The following is an 18,890-nucleotide window of genomic DNA, read 5'->3' on the forward strand; positions in this document are numbered from 1 at the left end:
ATAGCTTGTTTCAATTTTTACTTATAGCCTTTGACCATAAGCTCTCACCTGCCCTGCAAAACCACGCCGACTGCACAAACAATAAGGGCCACCGTGTAATCACGATGGCCCGTATTTCCAACTAAACAGCGGCTAGCTCTACAACGGGCCACCAGCTTGTTTCTCATCCAGAGCGCTCAGCACCACATCCCGGGTCAATTCCGGTGCCAGCATCTCCAGCAGTTCAAAAATATAGTCACGCAGGAAAGCCCCGGCTTTCACCGCCACCTTGGTGTGGTGTGCGCCAAACAAATGCCCCGCTGGCAGGCCCACCAGACCTTTGTCACGACGCGGATCGAACGCGATGCCTGCGATGATACCGATACCCAGACCGACATCAACGTAGGTTTTGATCACGTCAGCATCAATAGCTTCCAGCACAATATCCGGAGTGATGCCATGCTTGGCAAAGGCCTCGTCGATCGAACCTCGACCCGAGAAAGCATGGTCATAAGTCACGATGGGGTACTGCGCCAGGGTTTCAATGGACAGCTGCTTGTTGGCAGGCAGATCAGCCAGTGGATGATCCGGCGTCACCACCACCGTATGCTCCCAGGTGTAGACCGGCAAAGCGACCAGGCCCGGCGTCAATGCCAGGGTTTCGGTAGCGATGGCCACGTCAGCCTGCTCGTGTATCACCATCTGGGCCAGCACAGGCGGGCTGCCTTCAGCCAAGGACATATGGACCTTGGGAAAGCGACGGCGGAATTCAGGGATCACCTTGGGCAGCAAATATCGTGCCTGGGCGTGGGTACAAGCGATCACCAAGGTGCCTTCATCACGGCGGGCGAAGTCGTCGCTGACACGCTTGAGGTTGTCGATCTCGCGCATGATGCGGTCGATCACCTCGGCGACAGCTTCGCCCGGTCGGGTCAAGCCCTTAATGCGTTTTCCATGACGTTCAAAAATCTTGATGCCCAGTTCATCTTCAAACTCGATGATCGCTTTGGACACCCCCGGCTGGGAGGTATAGAGCGAGCGAGCGGCTTCAGTCAGATTGAAGTTACGTCGGATGGTCTCTCGGACAAAGCGGAATTGTTGAATATTCATATGTTAATAGCCCCAGGTACAGGGCTATTATATGTAATAAGGAACAGCTCGCTTATTTCATTAAGTTATATATATAGATTCAACAATTACGTCATGCTGATTGTTGTATTCATCGTATTGGCATGAGCTTGCCAGCGGGCCGTCACGGTTTTGGTCTGTGTCCAGAACTGAACGGCTTGTTTGCCGTTCGGACCCAGATCACCCAGCTTGGACGCACGCGAGCCAGTAAAACTGAACCAGGCCACCGGCACAGGGATAGGAATATTGATACCGATCTGGCCTACGTCAATACGGTTCTGGAAGTAGCGCGCATGGCCGCCGTCCTGGGTGAAGATGGACACGCCATTACCGTTGGGGTTGCGGTTGATGAACTGCACCGCCTCTTCCAGCGTATTGACACGCACAATGCACAGCACGGGTCCGAAGATTTCTTCTTCGTAAATGCGCATATCGGCTTTCACATCATTGAAGATGGTTGGGCCGACAAAGTTACCGCTTTCATAGCCAGGCACTTTCACGCCACGACCATCCAGCAAGAGGCTGGCACCTTCCTGTACACCGGCTTCAATCAAGGATTCCACACGCTGGCGAGCACGCGGCGAGACCAAGGGGCCCAGATCGGCCTGACGGTCCGTACCTACGTTGACCTTCATGGTGGCAGCACGTTTGACCAGTTCATCAACCCACTCGCCAGTTTCGCCGACCATCACGGCTACCGAGATCGCCATGCAGCGCTGGCCGGCCGCGCCAAAAGCAGCGCCCAGCAATTGGTTGATCGCCACATCACGATCCGCATCAGGCATCACAATGCAGTGGTTCTTGGCGCCCATCATGGCTTGCGAGCGCTTGCCTGCTTCAGTGGCACGACGGTGAATTTCGGTGCCAACGGCCGTCGAACCAATAAAGGACACAGCCTTGACTTCAGGATGGGTCACCAGGGCATTGGCAATATCTGCACCGCCGTGGACCACGTTCAGCACTCCTGGAGGCAGGCCAGCTTCCAGAGCCAGTTCAGCCAGCATCAGACTGGCGCTAGGATCCTGCTCGGAAGGCTTGAGCACGAAGGTATTACCGCAAGCCACAGCCAGCGGGAACATGAAGCAGGGCAGCATCACCGGGAAGTTGAACGCGGTCACACCGGCACACACGCCCAAGGGCTGGATCAGGGTGTAGACATCAATACCGCCCGCAGCGTTTTCTGCGTATTCGCCCAATTGCATCGAAGCAATGGAACACGCGTATTCGATCACTTCCAGGCCGCGGCCTACTTCACCTTCAGCGTCAGGCATAGTCTTGCCGTGTTCACGCGAGATGGCTTCAGCCAGCTTGGCACTGTTTTCACGCACCAGACGCTGCAGATTCAGCATGACGCGCATGCGCGCGCCCTGGCTGGAATGGCGCCAGCTCTCATAAGCCTTGGCCGAGCTGGCAATAATGGTTTCCAGCTCTTCCATCGTGGCGTAAGGCACTTGGGCCACGACTTCCTGGGTGGCTGGATTGAGCACATCGTCCCAACGGGTGCTCTTGGATTGAACATGTTGTCCATCGATCAGCAAAGGTACACGAACCACTTCCGTCATAGCATGTCTCCAATGAATTGCTCAGGCGGCTAAGCCTTATTTGTTATCCCACTTGTATGAGGGTTCTCATCGAGTGTAGAAGCCTCAAGACCCGTTTACCATGTTGAAAAATGCACAGGAGCTGGGCATTTATGCACAAGTCTTTTTCAGGGCGGGCCCATCACGATGGACTGGGATAATCTGCGTTACTTTCTGGAAGTGGCCCGCTGCCAGCGTATCAGCGTTGCCGCTCAACGGCTGGGCGTTCAACACAGCACCGTGGCACGCCGTATCCAGGCGCTGGAGCAGGAGCTGGGCTTGCGGCTGTTCCACAAATCCACGGTCAGCGGCTATAGCCTGACCAGCGAAGGGCAGAATCTGCAGCAACGCATGGAGCCGGTAGAGAGCCGCTTGCTGGCGGCTCGCGATGCGATTACGGGCAAGGCCAGACCCTTGACCGGCAAGCTGCGCCTGGGCTGCACCGAAGCCTTTGGCAGCTATGTGCTGACGCCCTTGCTCAGCATTTTCCAGGCCCAATACCCAGAGCTGACCCTGGAGCTTTTGCCTGTACCCCGCCCTATCAGTCTGTCACGCCGGGATGCCGACTTGGCCATTGCACTGGAGCGCCCCCAACGCGGCCCTTACTGGTGTACGCGCCTGGCAGACTACAGCTTGCGGCTCTATGCCCATCAGGATTATTTGAACAGCCATCCGCCCATAGAAAGCGTGCAGGATTTGTCCCAGCATCGCTTTATTGCCTATGTGGATGATCTGGTGTTCAGCGACAGCCTGCGCTATCTGGAAGAAATCGTCAGATCCGCCGCCGTACGCTTTCGCAGCACCAGCGTGATTGCGCAGTACCAGGCCACCTTGCAGGGGCAAGGAATTGCCGTTCTGCCCTGCTTCCTGGCAAAAACCGATCCGCGCCTGCGTTGTGTTCTACCCGACCAGGTGGAATTGCGTCGACGCTTCTGGATGTTCTGTCATGAAGAGCAACGCCAGAACCCCAGCCTGACTCGGCTGTGGCACTTTCTGAAGCAGTCAGTGGAAGAGCGGCAGGATTTGCTGGATGGGGCTTGAGCCGCCAAACCGATCAAAAAGCCATTCGACAGGCACAAAAAGGGGGCTGGACGCCCCTTTTGCCGATCAGCTTACTGCTGGCGGTTTAGGTGCCTTGATGCGCAATTTACGCCACATCATGAAGAGCATGATCAGCAAGAAGATGGCATGAACCAGCCACAAACCGATTTCAAAACCCAATTGGCCATTACGAATCCAGCCGCGCGAGAGGTTGATCAGGTTCATATAGAGCAGACCTACCAGACCAGCCACCAGAATATTGCCTGAGCGTCCCATCCTGGGATTCACCGCTCCCAGAGGAATCGCCAGCAAGGCCAGATTCAGTGCCGCCAGGGGCAAAGCCAAGCGCCACATGATCTGTGAGCGCGCTTCGGCATCGTCATCACTGAGTAACAAGGTGGTTTGACGAGCCTTGATCTGCTGCTCGGCACGGGCGCGGATCGTTTCAGCGGTATTGCCTGCATCACGGCTCTCCAGACGCATGCCATAACTTTCAAAGTCCACCATACGGAATTCAGCCTGACCGGGCTTCAAGTCGTAGCGATGGCCTTCGCTCAAGACCAGAAAGCGATCGCCATTGGGCTGCTCTTCCATGCGGGCACTTTGCGCAGTCACAATGCTGAGCCACTGCGGGTCGATCACGCGGGCGATCACATTACCCAGCTCATCCCCTTCTTTTTCTGGGGAGTCGGCGTAAAACACACGGGCACCATCATCGGACTCGATAAACTGCCCGGCGGTCACCTTACTCAGGTCCGAGCGCTGCTCAAAACGCTGGCGGTACTCGGCAATCTGACGATAAGCCCATGGCGAAGCCTGCAAGGTCAGAACGGCAATCAGAATGGCAACCGGCACTGCACACTGCAAAACGGGCGTTACCCAGTTTTTCAAGGACAGGCCGCTGGCAAACCAGACCACCATTTCGGATTCCCGAAAGCTGCGCGTCACCGTAGTGAGCACGGCAATGAACAGGGAAACGGCCAGAATAATCGGCAAGGCGGTAATACTGGAAAAGGCGGCCAGACCCAGCACCACGTCAGGGCCAATCGTGCCATTGGCCGCTTCGCCTAACAAACGCACCAGAAGTACACTAAGCCACACAATCAGCAAAGTGGACAGTACAACGCCACTGTGACTTAAGATTTCGGATACCGCAGAGCGTTTAAATAGAGACATATGAGAATTTGCGAGATAATCGCAGGTACGATTTGCGACACACTGAGGATAGTTGAATGGAATTTAGCACACAGACATCCGCTTCTTTGCACCAAATTAAGACGGCCGCACTAGGCGTAGGCGTCTTTGCCGAGGGCATTCTAAGCCCCGCAGCGGAACTTATCGACCGCGCCAGCAACGGAGCTGTGAGCGCTGCTGTCAAAGCCGAGTTTAAAGGCAAGCCCAATACCCACCTGGTGCTGCGCAATCTGCCCGGTGTTAAGGCCGAACGCGTTATTTTAGTCGGCTTAGGCGCTCAAGAGGAATACAAAGCAGCAACTCATACGCAAGCCCAGGCCTGCCTTGCTTCTTACTGCCTGAAAGCAGACCTGAAAGAAGCCGTTTCGGCCCTGGCCAGCATTGATTGCAAAGGCACCACCTTGCGCAGCCGCGCTCAGGACGCTGCCGTGGCCGTATGCCGCGCCAGCTACCGCTACACCGCCACGTTCAGCAAGCCCGAACCTGCTCCCCAGCTGAGCCAGTTCCTGCTGTGGACGGCCCGCACCCAAGCCAGCGAAGCCAAGGCCGGTCTGGAGCAAGGTCAGGCCATTGGTAACGGCGTCAACCTGACTCGCTTGCTGGCCGACCTGCCCGGCAATATCTGCACTCCTACCTACCTGGGCAAAACCGCCAAGCAGTTGGCCAAGGAATTCAAGACGCTGAAGGCCGAAGTGCTGGAGCGCAAGCAGATCGAAGCCTTGAAGATGGGTTCGTTCCTGTCGGTGGCCAAGGGCTCGGATGAACCGCCTGCGTTCATCGTGCTGCGCCATACCCCCAACACCAAGACCAAACACGAGGACGGTCCTATCGTTCTGGTGGGTAAGGGCCTGACCTTCGACTCGGGCGGTATCTCCATCAAGCCAGCCGGCAATATGGACGAAATGAAGTACGACATGGGCGGTGCTGCCAGCGTTCTAGGCACCATGCGCGCCATTGCCGAACTGAACATCGACCGTGAAGTGATCGCTGTAGTGGCTTCTTGCGAGAACATGCCCAGCGGCCGCGCCAATAAACCGGGCGACGTCGTGACCAGCATGTCTGGCCAGACCATCGAGATCCTGAACACGGACGCCGAAGGCCGTCTGGTCCTGTGCGATGCCCTGACCTACGTCGAGCGCTTCAAACCCGCTGCCGTGATTGATATGGCCACCCTGACCGGCGCTTGCGTGGTCGCTCTGGGCCACGTCAACACCGGCCTGTTCTCGACCGACGACGACCTGGCTGATGAACTGATGCAAGCTGGCAAGCAAACGGGTGACACGGCATGGCGCATGCCCATGGACGACGCCTACCAGGAGCAACTGCGCTCGAACTTTGCTGATATGGCCAATATTGGTGGCCCACCAGCCGGTTCGGTAACCGCCGCCTGCTTCCTGTCCCGCTTCACCAAAGCGTACCGCTGGGCTCACCTGGACATCGCCGGCACTGCCTGGCGCAGCGGCAAGGACAAGGGCGCCACAGGCCGTCCCGTGCCTTTGCTGGTTCAGTACCTGCTTAATCAGTGTCGCTAAGCATGAGCCGCGTCGATTTCGCTTTCGGCGCGCCAGATCGCTTGCGTATGGCCTGCGAGGTCGTGCGCAAGCACTACGAGGCGGGCCGTCAGGTGGTGGTGTATCTTTCCGATGCCCGCCAACTGGCCCGTTTCGATCGCCTGCTCTGGGGTTTTGAATCCACGGCTTTTGTCCCGCACGTCGGTGTGGAAGACCCCTTGGCAGCCACCACCCCTGTTTTGTTGACCAGTGCCGCCCCCGTGCCCGCAGGTGAGCAAAGCTGGCTGTTGAATCTGGATGCCCAATGCCCGCCCGGTTTTGAACAATTCCCGCGTATATTGGAAATTGTCTCCGAACGGGAAGCTGACCGTACCCAGGCTCGCGAACGCTGGCGTGTCTACCAGGCGCAAGGCTGCCAAGTGCATGCCCATAAACTGGGTGCTTGAATAATAAAGAAGATTCTTGATTATTCAGGTAGTTGTCAGTTATTCTTGACCACTGATCTCTCTGTATTCTAAGGACTCATCATGAGCGAATTTCGTCAATCAAGCTTGCCTGAGCATAACGGCACCCTGGGCGCCCAGTCGCTGATTGCTCGCAATCGCGTCCTGCGCAACACCTACTGGCTGCTGGCCCTGTCCATGATTCCCACCGTGCTGGGAGCCTTGCTGGGCCTGTCCTCCGGGATTAACCGGGTTATGGGCGCCAGCCCAGGCCTGAGCGCCATTGTTTTCCTGGTCGGTGCCTTTGGCCTGATGTTCCTGATCGAAAAGAACAAGAACAGCTCGCTGGGTGTCGCCCTGCTGATGGCCTTTACCTTCTTCATGGGTGTGATGCTGTCCCGTCTGCTGGGCTTTGTCCTGGGCATGGGTAATGGCGCACAACTGATCATGCTGGCCTTTGGCGGTACCGCCGCAGTCTTTGGCGCCATGGCAACTATTGCCAGCACCACCAAGCGTGATTTCTCCGGCATGCAGAAATTCCTGTTTGTCGGTGCCGTTATCTTGCTGGTTGCGGCCTTGGCCAACATCTTCCTGCAACTGCCTGCGCTGATGCTGACCATCTCCGTGATGGCTATCGGTATCTTCTCGGCCTTCTTGCTGGTTGATCTGCAGCGCGTCATCAACGGTGGTGAAACCAACTACGTGTCGGCCACCCTGGCGATCTATCTGGACGTCTACAACATTTTCAGCAACCTGCTGGTGCTTTTAGGCGTGCTGGGCGGTAACCGCGAATAAGATCGCGGACCCCGCACTCCCCAAGCCCCCTTTTCGAAGGGGGCTTTTTTTATTATCCGCACGCTCAAGCACGCTGGCTTGAAAATCTGACCATGCCCCTCATCTGCTTGATCTTGCCCCAAGCTCATGGGGCCTTGAAGCGGCACGACCGGGCCTGAGCCATGGCAAAGGGAATCACCCTGACGCAGCGCCCTGTTTTTCGTGTCCTTGCTCAGACGCGCGGGTATAGTAAACCTTGTAGAAAATTTCCCCTTTGGAGAACACTGGTGGCAGTCTTTGAAACTCAACATATCGTCGACAATCTGCGCGGGGCCCGCGAAGAATGGCGACAGGCGCATCAACGCTTGAACGAGCTTGAAGGCCAGGAATTTCCGTCGGTACAAGCTTTGATTCAAGTGACCGAGCAGCTCAAAGGCATCCTGTTTCCCATGCGCCTGGGCAGCCCGGAGCTGCGTCGCGAGTACGAAGACCACTTTGTCGGCCACCACCTGGGCCAGGCGCTGAACACCCTGCTGCAACAAGCTCGTATCGAACTGCAGCGCGCCGCTTTGCTGCGTGGTGACAAGTACGACCGCGAGACCATTGAAGAGCAGGCACACAAGGCCATACAGGCTTTTGCCAACAAGCTGCCAGACCTGCGCCGCACCCTGGATCTGGACGTGGTCGCTGCCTATCAAGGCGACCCGGCTGCCCGCAATGTGGACGAGGTACTGCTGTGCTATCCCGGCCTGCTGGCCATGATCCATCACCGCATCGCCCACGCTCTGACCAATCTGGGACTGCCCCTGACGGCGCGCATTATTGCAGAACTGGCCCATAGCCAGACCGGTATTGATATTCATCCCGGCGCGCAAATTGACCATTCCTGTTTCATCGACCACGGCACCGGCGTTGTGATTGGCGAGACCGCCATCATCGGCAAGCGGGTTCGTATTTATCAGGCCGTCACCCTGGGTGCCAAGCGCTTTAGCAAGGACGAAAAAGGCTTGCTGCTGAAAGGTCAGCCACGTCACCCCATCGTGGAAGACGACGTGGTTATTTACGCGGGTGCCACCATCCTGGGGCGCGTCACTCTGGGTGCAGGTTCTACGATTGGCGGTAATGTCTGGATTACGGAAGACGTACCAGCGGGTTGTTCGGTGACCCAGGCAAATTTGTTGCGCAATCAACCTGACTGCCCGGAAAAACTGCGCTAAGCAGCCTGCTTATATCGCGCAGGACCCAGTCTGGTACGGCCCGGACTATCTCCTCTAGAAGAGCCCCGTAGTAAAAAAAACGACTCCTGTCATGTCCTTCCAAAAAGCATGGATAGCTATCCAACTTTGAAGAGGGACTCTCAGGAGTCGTTTTCTATCGGAGTTCTGCTTCATTCAGGAAGCCCCCAGAACGTCTGGGCAGACGCTAACTGCCCTTCGGCACTGGCTGGTACTAACTAGCAGAATTTACGCCTTGGGAGGCGGCACAGGGGGTCCGGGTCGCCACATTTTGATGAAACCTTCCATCGCCATCAAGGAAATGGCAATCCAGATCGGAATATAGGTCCACCACTGATTCGCGCTCATGGGCTCGTCCAGCAGCAAATACGCCACCCAGAACAAGAGCACCGGCTCCACATAACCCAGAATGCCAAACAAGGCCAAAGGCAACTGACGACTGGCAGACAGATAGCTGACCAGTGCAACGGAACTGATCAGGCCCAGAACCGGGACCTGCCAGATCAAGCGAGGCTGATCCGCGAACAGGCCCCACATCTGCGTGTCTTGAACAAAGAGCAGCCAGCAAGCTGGCAGGAACAAGAAGCTCAGATCAAACCAGAGTGAAGCCAGCGAGCCCAGACGCAGATAACGGCGCAGCATGAAATAAGGTGGATAACCCCCAACCACCACCGCTGTCGCCCAGGAGACGCTCCCTACGCGGAACAGCTCGTGCAGCACACCCACGCCGGCCAATGCCACAGCAATCCACTGAATAGTGCTCAATCTGTCTTTGTAGATCACCCGCCCTACCAGCACCATCATCAGCGGCAAGAGGAAGTAGCCCAGGGACACGTCCAGCGCCATCTGGTGCAAAGGCGCCCAGACAAAAATCCAGAGCTGTACCCCGACCAGGGCTGCAGCCAGCAAGAGCAAGGCAAAATAGCGCCAATTACCGGGCCAGTGTCGCAGAACCCAACGTACCTCCCGCCAGCGTCGTGCGCGCGTGATCACCAAAGCCAAGGCAGGCAAGCCCAGCACAATGCGCCAGGCAAAAATCTGCTCGCCACTGAGCGGGTGCAAGACGGTAGCGTAGTAGTACAGGCAGGCAAATAAAGCGGAGGCCAGGACCGACAGCAATACACCTTGCTTCATGAGTGCGCCTCATCCATTTTCTGACGCCGCAAATAAGCCTGCCCCACACTGAACAAACGATCACGCTTTAACAAAGTATGCGTATCCAGTGCCTGCGCTTCGGGCGTCAGCATCAAAGCGGGCAAACCATCCAGCAAGCGCTGCATCACATCCGGATGAGCGGCCATGAGCAAACCCAAAAACTGATCCGGCTCCCACAGGCTGATTCCCAGACGTCGCAGCTCGGAACGATTAAAGTCTTTCAGATTACGGGTCAGGATTCCCACCGGCTGACCGGGATAACGCTGCTGTGCCAAACGGGCAGTGGCGATCACATGCCAGTCCTTGGCATCGGAGTAGCGCAAGTCCTTCTTGAACTCGCTGCTATCGCCTAAATCGGCTTCGGGGTAACGCTGTTGCAGCGCTTCCCACTGCTCCTCGATAGAGGTGGGCATGACTTTCCACAACCTGCCCGCATTACGCCGCCATTCGTCCCCGATCACCGGACTCCAGACAGGCTTGAACAACTGCTCGTCAGCCAGGGCCAGGAGCAAGCGGCGCAGTACGTTGGAGATCAGTACGCAGGTATCCAGAACCAGCACGGAAGGAAGGGAGACGGCCATATCAATAGCGTTGCAGCTGCATGAGAACGGAGCGGGTATGCAAGGGGCGACCCAGCAAGCTGTTCAGGCGTTCGCGCAAGCGTATGCGCAACTCCGGCTCGCCGACAGGATCGTCAAAGTCCGGCGTGGCTTCATCAAAGCCATAGCCGGTTTCGGTCAGCAGCACCCACTCAAAGCGCCGCAAGGCCCCCGCCACGGGTGGACGAGGAATCTGGGCCAAGTGCACCAGAGCCTCTTCGTAGGCATCGAACAGAACAGGATGTGGGTCTTCACGCGGCAACAAACGAATCAGCAATTCGTTCATGTACCAGGCCGACATCAGGGCACGACCTTTCAAGGGGCGAATCCCGGCGCAGTCCGCCCGTGTCAGCGTTTTGACTTCATTCTTGCCCGACCAGGCCAATAACAAAGGCTGAAACACAGACAAAGCAGGCCGCAAAATGGAATGCGGCCTTTTAGCGCCTTTCGCGACCAGGGGCACCAGCCCGTGGTTACGCGTAAAGGCATGACAGATCAGGGACGTTTCACGCCAGGCACCGGTGTGCAGTATGTAGCCCGCTTCGTCCTGAAAGCGATGACGGGGATTACTCATACCCCAGGTCGCGCAGGACCGCTTCACGATCGGACCAGCCCTTGCGCACCTTGATATACACATCCAGGAACACAGGCTTGTCGATCAGCTTGGCAATATCTTGGCGAGCCTCGGTTGCAATGCGCTTCATGTGCATGCCACCCGCTCCCAACAGAATCGGACGGTGGCTTTCGCGTTCTACGACCACGCAGGCCGAAATACGCGCGCCCTGCTCGTTCTCGTCCCATTGTTCGATAACCACGGTACACCCGTACGGCAGCTCGTCACCCACCAGGCGGAAGATCTTCTCGCGCAGCAGCTCCGAGGTAATGAAGCGCACCGAGCGGTCGGTAATGGTGTCAGCGTCAAACATGGCCTCGCCTTCAGGCAGGCGGGAGGCGATCTCGTTCAGCAAAGGGTCCAGTTGCAGACGCTTGGCAGCACTGACCGGAATCACGGCACCATAGTCGAATTCCTGCGACAGGCGGGCGATATAGGGCAGCAAGTCATTCTTGCTTTTCAAGGCATCCACCTTGTTGATGACCAGAATGGTCTTGCCACCTTTAGGCAGCATGGGCAGCAATTCGGCGTCCGAAGCGGACCACTTGCCGGCTTCGACCACATGCACCACCACGTCCACATCGGCCAGGGCCTGGGTCACGACGCGGTTCATCATGCGGTTCATGGCCCCACCGTGCTTGGTCTGAAAACCGGGGGTGTCCACAAACACCATTTGATCGTGATCACGCGTCAGCACACTGTTGATGCGGTGACGCGTGGTCTGCGCCTTGCGCGACACGATCGAAATCTTGCTGCCGATCAGGGCATTGGCCAGCGTGGACTTGCCGACATTCGGTCGTCCAACAATAGCCACGAAGCCGCAGCGAAAAGGGGTCTCTGTCATTCTGTTTCCTGCGACACTGCCACAGGCAGTGTCAATTGTGAGGGGCGACGATGGCGACTGGCGCGCGTCGTCTTGGCTGGAAATTCAGCTTCTAAAATAGCAATGGCCTGCGTAGCGGCGGCTTGTTCAGCCGCACGACGGCTGCTGCCACTGGCACGAACATGGATGTTGAGCTTGGCGATCGTGCATTCGATATCGAAGAGCTGATCGTGGGCTGCGCCATGGGTGGCCACCACGGTATACACCGGCAAATCCAGCTTGCGACCTTGCAGCAGCTCCTGCAGCAAGGTCTTGGGATCTTTCCCCAAGGTTTTGGGGTCCACATCTACCAGCATGGGCTCATAGAGCTGGGTGATGACGGTTTGGGCTTGCGTAAAGCCCGCGTCCAGAAAGACAGCGCCAAAAATGGCTTCCAGCGCGTCTGCCAGAATGGAGGGACGACGGAAACCACCGCTTTTCAGCTCCCCTTCCCCCAGACGCAAATAATCCGACAAACCCAGACGAGTAGCAATTTCCGCCAGAGCGGCCTGTTTGACCAGATTCGCTCGCAGGCGGGACAGATCGCCTTCATCAATGCGTTGGAAACGGTCGAACAACAAGGCCGCAACCGTGAAGTTCAAGACCGAATCCCCCAGGAACTCCAGCCGCTCGTTATGGCGAGCGCTGTGGCTACGATGGGTCAAGGCCTGCTCAAGCAGGCCTGTGTCTTTGAAGGAGTAGCCGATAGCGGCTTCAAGCAAAGCAAGACGTTTCATTAATGGAAGCGACCTATACGGCTAAGTTCGCGGAAATTCATCCAGATAAAGAAGGCGCGTCCCACAATATTCTCATCGGGCACAAAGCCCCAATAACGACTGTCCAGACTATTGTCGCGATTGTCTCCCATGACGAAGTAATTACCTTCGGGCACCACACAAGAGATACCGTTGGAGAAATACTCACAGGAGTCGCGGTTGGGGAACGCCACGATAGGCATCAAACCCTGAGGCTGAGTCTTGTTCAGCAAGATGTTGTGCTGCACTTTGCCCAGCTCTTCCAGATAGCGCCCAATGTAGGCGGAGCGATCCGGTTCGTAGTAATCGCCACTGCGCACTTGGGTAATGACTTGACCATTGACGGACAGCACCTTGTCGCGGTACTCCACACGGTCACCCGGCACACCGACCACACGTTTGATGTAGTCCACCGTGGTATCAACGGGGTAACGGAACACAATCACATCACCACGCTCGGGATGGCCCAAAGGCACAACCTTGGTGCCGCTAACGGGCAGGCGAATGCCGTACTCGTATTTGTTCACCAGAATCAGATCGCCATTTTTCAGCGTGGGCAACATGGAGCCTGACGGGATGCGAAACGGCTCAATGATAAAAGAGCGCAATACAAACACGAACAGAATGACTGGGAAAAAACTGACGCCATACTCAATCCACCACGGCATGCGGTTGGCCTGGTCATAAGCGTCCTGGCGCAGTTGCTGCAAGTGCTCAGGGTCTTGAGCTGCCGTTTCCGGTACCGCCTGCATCGCGGCCTGCGCACGCGCCAGACGGCGCGAGCGCAGGGAGAAACGATCCAAAAACCAGATTGCGCCGGTCAATATCAGCAGTACAAACAAAATCAGAGCGAAATCCCAGCTCATCGGTTTCCTTTAAAGAAATTAAAGCAGTCCTGGCTGTGGTCGGCTTGAGCTGCCGACCAGAGCATTACTTATCCTCGACCTGCAAAATTGCCAAAAAGGCTTCCTGCGGAATTTCCACGTTCCCAACTTGCTTCATCCGCTTCTTACCGGCTTTTTGCTTCTCAAGCAGCTTTTTCTTACGAGAAATATCGCCGCCATAACACTTGGCCAGCACGTTCTTGCGCAATGCCTTGACGTTTTCGCGAGAAATAACTTCGGCGCCAATGGCAGCCTGAATCGCAATATCAAACATCTGCCGCGGAATCAGAGAGCGCATCTTGGCGACCACTTCGCGTCCACGGTAACGGGCGTTGCTACGGTGCACAATCATGGACAGGGCATCAACCCGGTCGCCGTTGATCAGGATATCAACCTTGACCACATCGGCCGAACGGTATTCCTTGAACTCGTAGTCCATGGAAGCGTAGCCGCGCGATACCGATTTGAGTCGGTCAAAGAAGTCCAGCACGATCTCGGCCAGAGGCATCTCATAGACCAGGTTCACCTGACGGCCATGATAGGTCATATTTAACTGCAAACCGCGCTTGGCTGTACACAGGGTCATGACCGGGCCTACGTATTCCTGCGGCATTAGCAGCGAAACCACAACAATAGGCTCGCGTACGTCTTCGATATGGGCCACTTCCGGCATGCGGGAAGGGCTTTCAATCATCAAGACTTCGCCGTCACGACGCTCGACCTCGTACACCACCGACGGTGCGGTGGTGATGATATCCATGTCGAATTCGCGCTCCAGACGCTCCTGGACGATTTCCATATGAAGCAGACCCAGGAAGCCGCAACGGAAACCAAAACCCAGCGCCTGGGACACTTCGGGCTCGAACATCAGGGACGAGTCGTTCAGCTTGAGCTTTTCCAGAGAGTCGCGCAGCTGGTCGTACTCACTGCTTTCCACCGGGTACAAACCGGCAAACACCTGAGGCTTCACTTCCTTGAAGCCAGGCAAGGCTTTTTCAGCCGGTTTGCCGGCCAGAGTGATGGTGTCACCAACCTTGGCGTGTTCCAGCTCTTTAATACCGGCAATGATGAAACCCACCTCGCCTGCAGACAGATGAGGACGGTTTTCAGACTTGGGGGTAAAGACACCGATATGCTCGACAAGGTGCGTCGCACGAGTAGCCATCAGCAGAATTTTTTCCTTGGGCTTGAGCACACCGTTGACGATGCGCACCAGCATGACCACGCCCACGTAATTGTCAAACCAGGAGTCAATGATCAGGGCTTGCAAGGGAGCAGTCGGGTCACCCACTGGCGGCGGAACACGCGCCACGATGGTTTCCAGAATCTCGTCGATACCCAGGCCGGTTTTCGCACTGGCGGCAATTGCGTCACTGGCATCAATGCCAATCACGTCTTCCACTTCCTGGCGAGCTGCATCCGGGTCAGCCGAAGGCAAGTCCATTTTGTTGAGCACTGGGATCACTTCCACGCCCTGATCCAAAGCGGTATAGCAGTTGGCTACAGTCTGCGCTTCCACACCTTGGGAAGCGTCCACGACCAGCAAGGCACCTTCACAGGCCGACAAGGAACGGCTGACTTCATAGGAGAAGTCAACGTGGCCGGGAGTGTCGATCAGGTTCAGGTTGTATACCTTGCCATCCTGAGCCTTGTAGTGCAAAGCGGCGGTCTGGGCCTTAATCGTGATGCCACGCTCTTTCTCGATGTCCATCGAATCCAGAACCTGGGTCGACATCTCGCGGTCGGCCAGGCCACCACAGCGTTGGATCAGGCGGTCAGCCAAGGTCGATTTGCCATGATCGATATGGGCAATAATAGAGAAATTGCGGATGTGATCCATAAACCCGTTAATAAACAAAGAAAATGTTGAGGCGCAATGCCAGAGAGACGGCACAAGAAAGGGGCGCCAATGACGCCCCTTTTCAGTCCACGCGCCGAAAACGCAAGACCCGTCCTGTCAGACGGGCGCACGTGGAGCCAGTATCCATTCGGGGCAAACTGCCCCCGCGAATAGCGGCGGAAAAACTCCGGCCCCTGGCCGGAGTTCATCAATGACTACCATTTTAGCCGTTTTACAGAATTTTTATTTCGATGGCGTAATCAAAACCCATTGCGACTGCCCTGCACGCAGGACCAGCAAGGCTGCTGCTTTGGATTTATCCAAGGAAGCCACCATTTTAGCGTATTGATCCGGCGTCCCTACGTCTTTATCGTTGACACGCAAAATCAGGTCACCAGGCTGCAGACCGGCTTCGCTGGCAGGGGCCGTGGCCTCTGTTACCTGAACCGCACTTTCAACGCCCAAACGCTTCAGATCAGCAGCAGGAACTGCCGTCACTTTCAAGCCAAAGGCATCGGCCGTGCTGGCAGCAGAACTGTCTTTCTCGTCCTTGGCGGCAGCAGTTGGGCTGCTGGAAGGCATTTCTTCGACATCAATCTTGATGGTCTGCAACTTGCCCTTGCGCCAGATTTCCAGTGTGGAGCTTTGACCTGGTTTGGTGCTTCCCACAATACGGGGCAAGTCTGTCATTTGATCAATGGTGCGACCGTTGAACTTCAGGATCACGTCGCCAGACTGAATACCGGCCTTGGCGGCAGGACCGCCCTCTTCCACGCTGCTGACCAAGGCTCCCTTGCTGTCTTTCAGACCCAGTGCGGTAGCGACATCATCGGCTACCGGAGTGATCTGCACACCGATACGACCGCGAGTCACCTTGCCGTCAGACTTGAGCTGCTCGACCACATTCATGGCTTCGTCGATAGGAATGGCCAGGGAAATACCCATGAAGCCACCGCTACGCGAAATGATCTGGGAGTTCACACCCACTACTTCACCATTCAGGTTGATCAGCGGACCACCGGAGTTACCAGGGTTCACAGCCACGTCGGTCTGAATGAAAGGCAGGTAATCGCCGGTTTCACGGTTGATGGCGCTGACAATCCCGGAAGTCACGGTGGATTCCAGACCGAAGGGCGAGCCAATAGCCAGAACCCACTGTCCTTTCTTGAGCTGCTTGGAATCACCGATCACCATGGGCTTCAGGTCTTTGGCTTCGATCTTGATCAGGGCCACGTCGGTGCGCTCGTCCGTCCCGATGATCTTGGCTGGATATTCCTTGCCGTTGCTCAGCGTGACGAAAATGCCATTGGAGTCGGCCACCACATGGTTATTGGTCAGGATGTAGCCGTCAGCAGAGATGATGAAACCCGAACCCACACCACGTGGCACTGTGCGCTCTTGAGGCTGCTGGCCTTCATTGCCACCGCCACGAGGGCGCTGCGGCGCCATGCCGGGCGGCATGAAATCGGGCCCAAAGAACCAGCGGAACATATCATAAGGATCCGAGCCCGGACCCATGGCGGGGGAGCGCACCCGGACGGCCTCGGTGGTACGGATATTGACTACTCCATCCTCGGTCTTGGCAACAACGCCAGTAAAGTCAGGCAGCCCCAGCGTCGTGCTCTGGACTTGCTCGGTTGTCGTGACAGGCTGAGCCTGCGCGTAGGCCATAGGCGCACCCGCCGCCAGCATCACGGCCGCCGTCAAGGCCGAGAGAACAGGAATACGCATTTTTTGACTCGATTTTTCCATTCAAAGACTCCTGGTGGACGATAGTCAATGTGTCCGGGATAGAGGGGTGAACTGGGTACCTTCCAGCAAGGCGCGCAAGGTCTGTACAGGTACGGCACCCGTGCTGGTCAAAACATAATCATTAATGCGACTGCGGTACATATTCATGGAGCCACGGTGAAAGGCACCCAGGCTGTTTTCTTCTGCTTCAGGGGTCCCTACCTTCTCCAGAAACACGGAAATGGCAGCCAGACCATCAGACAACATCAAATGGGTGACCTGACGCCCCGCACGCATGGGCCGGAGCATTTCGGACCGCAAGGTAAAACCGGCAGGCATGGCCAGATGCCAACCCAGCTCGTTCAAATCTATTTTTCGTACTTCGGGTTCGACCACTTCCCACTTGCTGGGGTTCCAACTGGTACGCAGTTCCTGCAAATCCACCTGCTCGCCAAAGGCAACAGAGGCAAAAGCGATCTGATCCACTACCTCTTGTTGTGGGTCCAGAGTCTGCATTTTCAATAGCAAATGATGATCGGTATCGGCACACACGCGGTAGCCGTAACGCTGATCATCCTTGGGAACCAGCTCGATCAGGTCGCAAGGGCGACCGGCCACGCGCTCGCGCGATGGCAAGCGGCGCATATCGTAAAAATTGGGTAATTGGCTGACATCACCAACCAGAAAACTGGGAAAGCGTTCGTTTTCACGACGCTCGATCACCACCATTTTCTTTTCGGGAATCAGGCATTGGGTGACTTCGTTCTGACGCAGAAACTCGCGCGGCTCGCCGTCCAGAATCTCCAGACGCTCGCGCTCGCCGGTACCATCAATAATGTGGACCAGTTTCATGGACTGGCTGGCCTGATCCTGGGTGTAAATAATGACCCCGGAATAATCCAGGTCACGCGCCGCTTTATGGACTTTCTGCAACCAGGGCAGATCCAGGGGCTCCAGCCCGCTGGCATCCTGAGCCAGTACAGGTGTGCACAGCACCGCCAGAGAAAGGGCAAACAAGCCCTTATAGAGACGCGCCAAGCCCATCTGCGACGGCATACGTACAGACCTCATTGACCCAGGGCTCCACTTTCAAAGGAAACATGGCGTACCGGACCGGTACCAACAAAGTCGCGGTGCAAATCCGCGTAATCATTCCAGAGCTGATCATCCTGGGCGCTGGCCACCAGCGTGCCTGGCACGGAGTTCACCCCCATATACGGCAGGCCTACCCACAAGGCGGCAGCCACGGCAGCCACCACGGCCAGGCCGCTGACACCATAGCGCTGCACCAAGGGTCGTTTCATGGCATTCGGGGCGAGCACGGTAGGCTCTTCGTCAATTGCTTTGGACAGACGCGCGTAAAAGCGATCCGACGTACGGATCGCCAGCGCATCGGTACGCATGACGTCACCAATCAAATGGTAGGTATCCCAGACTTGACGCCCGTAGGGGGAGTCCAGTTCCTCGGGGCGTATTTCAGCCTCGCCATCCACCCAGGAAGACACGGCGGCCTCCCAGGCATTGAGTTGATCATCATCGGAATGGGATTTCAGGGCTTGCATCATC

18 protein-coding genes are annotated in these 18,890 nt (G+C 56.6%); 5 read left to right on the forward strand and 13 right to left on the reverse strand.

Features of this window, described 5'->3' with window-relative positions; genetic code table 11:
* Window positions 1-138: 138 nt before the first annotated feature.
* Complete coding sequence (locus N879_RS08740) at window positions 139-1,089, reverse strand: CysB family HTH-type transcriptional regulator (protein ID WP_009456554.1); 951 nt, start codon at window positions 1,087-1,089, stop codon at window positions 139-141.
* A gap of 86 nt (window positions 1,090-1,175) precedes the next feature.
* The gene (locus N879_RS08745) at window positions 1,176-2,669 is read right to left on the reverse strand and encodes a CoA-acylating methylmalonate-semialdehyde dehydrogenase (protein ID WP_009456555.1); all 1,494 of its coding nucleotides are present in this window, start codon (window positions 2,667-2,669) and stop codon (window positions 1,176-1,178) included.
* 165 nt (window positions 2,670-2,834) lie between these two features.
* On the opposite strand from N879_RS08745, the gene N879_RS08750 reads away from it, so the two are divergent.
* Window positions 2,835-3,728: a LysR family transcriptional regulator gene (locus tag N879_RS08750; protein ID WP_009456556.1), complete on the forward strand. Its 894-nt coding sequence runs from the start codon at window positions 2,835-2,837 to the stop codon at window positions 3,726-3,728.
* Between the two features lie 66 nt (window positions 3,729-3,794).
* Here the strand turns inward: N879_RS08750 and lptF are convergent, their stop codons facing one another.
* Window positions 3,795-4,904: an LPS export ABC transporter permease LptF gene (lptF, locus tag N879_RS08755; RefSeq protein WP_021446865.1), complete on the reverse strand. Its 1,110-nt coding sequence runs from the start codon at window positions 4,902-4,904 to the stop codon at window positions 3,795-3,797.
* A gap of 56 nt (window positions 4,905-4,960) precedes the next feature.
* Between lptF and N879_RS08760 the strand changes: the two genes are divergently transcribed.
* The 4 genes from N879_RS08760 to epsC all read left to right on the forward strand — a co-directional run bounded on the left by N879_RS08760 (window position 4,961) and on the right by epsC (window position 8,867).
* A complete protein-coding gene (locus N879_RS08760) occupies window positions 4,961-6,454 on the forward strand; it encodes a leucyl aminopeptidase (RefSeq protein ID WP_009456557.1) in 1,494 nt (497 codons plus the stop codon).
* A gap of 2 nt (window positions 6,455-6,456) precedes the next feature.
* Entirely contained in the window at window positions 6,457-6,879 is a 423-nt protein-coding gene (locus tag N879_RS08765) for a DNA polymerase III subunit chi (RefSeq protein ID WP_009456558.1), read from the forward strand.
* 81 nt (window positions 6,880-6,960) lie between these two features.
* Window positions 6,961-7,671 carry a Bax inhibitor-1/YccA family protein gene (locus tag N879_RS08770; RefSeq protein WP_009456559.1) on the forward strand — a complete coding sequence of 237 codons (711 nt, stop codon included), beginning with the start codon at window positions 6,961-6,963 and terminating at the stop codon, window positions 7,669-7,671.
* Window positions 7,672-7,937: 266 nt separating this feature from the next.
* Window positions 7,938-8,867: a serine O-acetyltransferase EpsC gene (gene epsC / locus N879_RS08775; RefSeq protein WP_021446866.1), complete on the forward strand. Its 930-nt coding sequence runs from the start codon at window positions 7,938-7,940 to the stop codon at window positions 8,865-8,867.
* 246 nt (window positions 8,868-9,113) lie between these two features.
* On the opposite strand, the gene rarD is transcribed toward epsC, so the two are convergent.
* The 10 genes from rarD to N879_RS08825 form a co-directional block, all read right to left on the reverse strand.
* Entirely contained in the window at window positions 9,114-10,019 is a 906-nt protein-coding gene (gene rarD / locus N879_RS08780) for an EamA family transporter RarD (protein ID WP_021446867.1), read from the reverse strand.
* Complete coding sequence (locus N879_RS08785; protein ID WP_009456560.1) at window positions 10,016-10,621, reverse strand: PIN domain-containing protein; 606 nt, start codon at window positions 10,619-10,621, stop codon at window positions 10,016-10,018. The genes rarD and N879_RS08785 overlap by 4 nt, the downstream gene beginning before the upstream one ends.
* A gap of 1 nt (window position 10,622) precedes the next feature.
* Window positions 10,623-11,213, reverse strand: coding sequence for a DNA repair protein RecO (recO, locus tag N879_RS08790; protein ID WP_009456561.1), 591 nt, complete (start codon window positions 11,211-11,213; stop codon window positions 10,623-10,625).
* Window positions 11,206-12,096, reverse strand: a complete 891-nt coding sequence (era, locus tag N879_RS08795; protein WP_009456562.1) for a GTPase Era — start codon at window positions 12,094-12,096, stop codon at window positions 11,206-11,208. The genes recO and era overlap by 8 nt, the downstream gene beginning before the upstream one ends.
* Window positions 12,093-12,851: a ribonuclease III gene (gene rnc / locus N879_RS08800; protein ID WP_009456563.1), complete on the reverse strand. Its 759-nt coding sequence runs from the start codon at window positions 12,849-12,851 to the stop codon at window positions 12,093-12,095. The genes era and rnc overlap by 4 nt, the downstream gene beginning before the upstream one ends.
* Entirely contained in the window at window positions 12,851-13,735 is an 885-nt protein-coding gene (gene lepB / locus N879_RS08805; protein ID WP_009456564.1) for a signal peptidase I, read from the reverse strand. Before lepB ends, rnc begins: the two co-directional genes overlap by 1 nt.
* Window positions 13,736-13,799: 64 nt before the next feature.
* Window positions 13,800-15,593, reverse strand: a complete 1,794-nt coding sequence (gene lepA, locus N879_RS08810; protein ID WP_009456571.1) for a translation elongation factor 4 — start codon at window positions 15,591-15,593, stop codon at window positions 13,800-13,802.
* Between the two features lie 243 nt (window positions 15,594-15,836).
* Window positions 15,837-17,345, reverse strand: coding sequence for a DegQ family serine endoprotease (locus N879_RS08815; protein WP_009456573.1), 1,509 nt, complete (start codon window positions 17,343-17,345; stop codon window positions 15,837-15,839).
* Between the two features lie 24 nt (window positions 17,346-17,369).
* Window positions 17,370-18,395, reverse strand: a complete 1,026-nt coding sequence (locus N879_RS08820; protein WP_230940648.1) for a MucB/RseB C-terminal domain-containing protein — start codon at window positions 18,393-18,395, stop codon at window positions 17,370-17,372.
* Window positions 18,392-18,889 carry a sigma-E factor negative regulatory protein gene (locus tag N879_RS08825; protein WP_009456577.1) on the reverse strand — a complete coding sequence of 166 codons (498 nt, stop codon included), beginning with the start codon at window positions 18,887-18,889 and terminating at the stop codon, window positions 18,392-18,394. Before N879_RS08825 ends, N879_RS08820 begins: the two co-directional genes overlap by 4 nt.
* Window position 18,890: the final 1 nt, after the last annotated feature.

The organism is Alcaligenes sp. EGD-AK7 (genome assembly GCF_000465875.3).
Classification (GTDB): domain Bacteria; phylum Pseudomonadota; class Gammaproteobacteria; order Burkholderiales; family Burkholderiaceae_B; genus Alcaligenes; species Alcaligenes phenolicus.

Bases quoted from the DNA above. Each gene is read 5' to 3' on its own strand.
- N879_RS08825 (WP_009456577.1), bottom strand. From the start codon at position 18,889: ATGATGCAAGCCCTGAAATCCCATTCCGATGATGATCAACTCAATGCC.
- rarD (WP_021446867.1), bottom strand. From the start codon at position 10,019: ATGAAGCAAGGTGTATTGCTGTCGGTCCTGGCCTCCGCTTTATTTGCC.
- era (WP_009456562.1), bottom strand. From the start codon at position 12,096: ATGACAGAGACCCCTTTTCGCTGCGGCTTCGTGGCTATTGTTGGACGA.
- N879_RS08770 (WP_009456559.1), top strand. From the start codon at position 6,961: ATGAGCGAATTTCGTCAATCAAGCTTGCCTGAGCATAACGGCACCCTG.
- N879_RS08740 (WP_009456554.1), bottom strand. From the start codon at position 1,089: ATGAATATTCAACAATTCCGCTTTGTCCGAGAGACCATCCGACGTAAC.
- N879_RS08785 (WP_009456560.1), bottom strand. From the start codon at position 10,621: ATGGCCGTCTCCCTTCCTTCCGTGCTGGTTCTGGATACCTGCGTACTG.
- N879_RS08760 (WP_009456557.1), top strand. From the start codon at position 4,961: ATGGAATTTAGCACACAGACATCCGCTTCTTTGCACCAAATTAAGACG.
- lepB (WP_009456564.1), bottom strand. From the start codon at position 13,735: ATGAGCTGGGATTTCGCTCTGATTTTGTTTGTACTGCTGATATTGACC.
- lptF (WP_021446865.1), bottom strand. From the start codon at position 4,904: ATGTCTCTATTTAAACGCTCTGCGGTATCCGAAATCTTAAGTCACAGT.
- N879_RS08750 (WP_009456556.1), top strand. From the start codon at position 2,835: ATGGACTGGGATAATCTGCGTTACTTTCTGGAAGTGGCCCGCTGCCAG.
- N879_RS08820 (WP_230940648.1), bottom strand. From the start codon at position 18,395: ATGAGGTCTGTACGTATGCCGTCGCAGATGGGCTTGGCGCGTCTCTAT.
- rnc (WP_009456563.1), bottom strand. From the start codon at position 12,851: ATGAAACGTCTTGCTTTGCTTGAAGCCGCTATCGGCTACTCCTTCAAA.
- lepA (WP_009456571.1), bottom strand. From the start codon at position 15,593: ATGGATCACATCCGCAATTTCTCTATTATTGCCCATATCGATCATGGC.
- N879_RS08815 (WP_009456573.1), bottom strand. From the start codon at position 17,345: ATGGAAAAATCGAGTCAAAAAATGCGTATTCCTGTTCTCTCGGCCTTG.
- N879_RS08765 (WP_009456558.1), top strand. From the start codon at position 6,457: ATGAGCCGCGTCGATTTCGCTTTCGGCGCGCCAGATCGCTTGCGTATG.
- recO (WP_009456561.1), bottom strand. From the start codon at position 11,213: ATGAGTAATCCCCGTCATCGCTTTCAGGACGAAGCGGGCTACATACTG.
- N879_RS08745 (WP_009456555.1), bottom strand. From the start codon at position 2,669: ATGACGGAAGTGGTTCGTGTACCTTTGCTGATCGATGGACAACATGTT.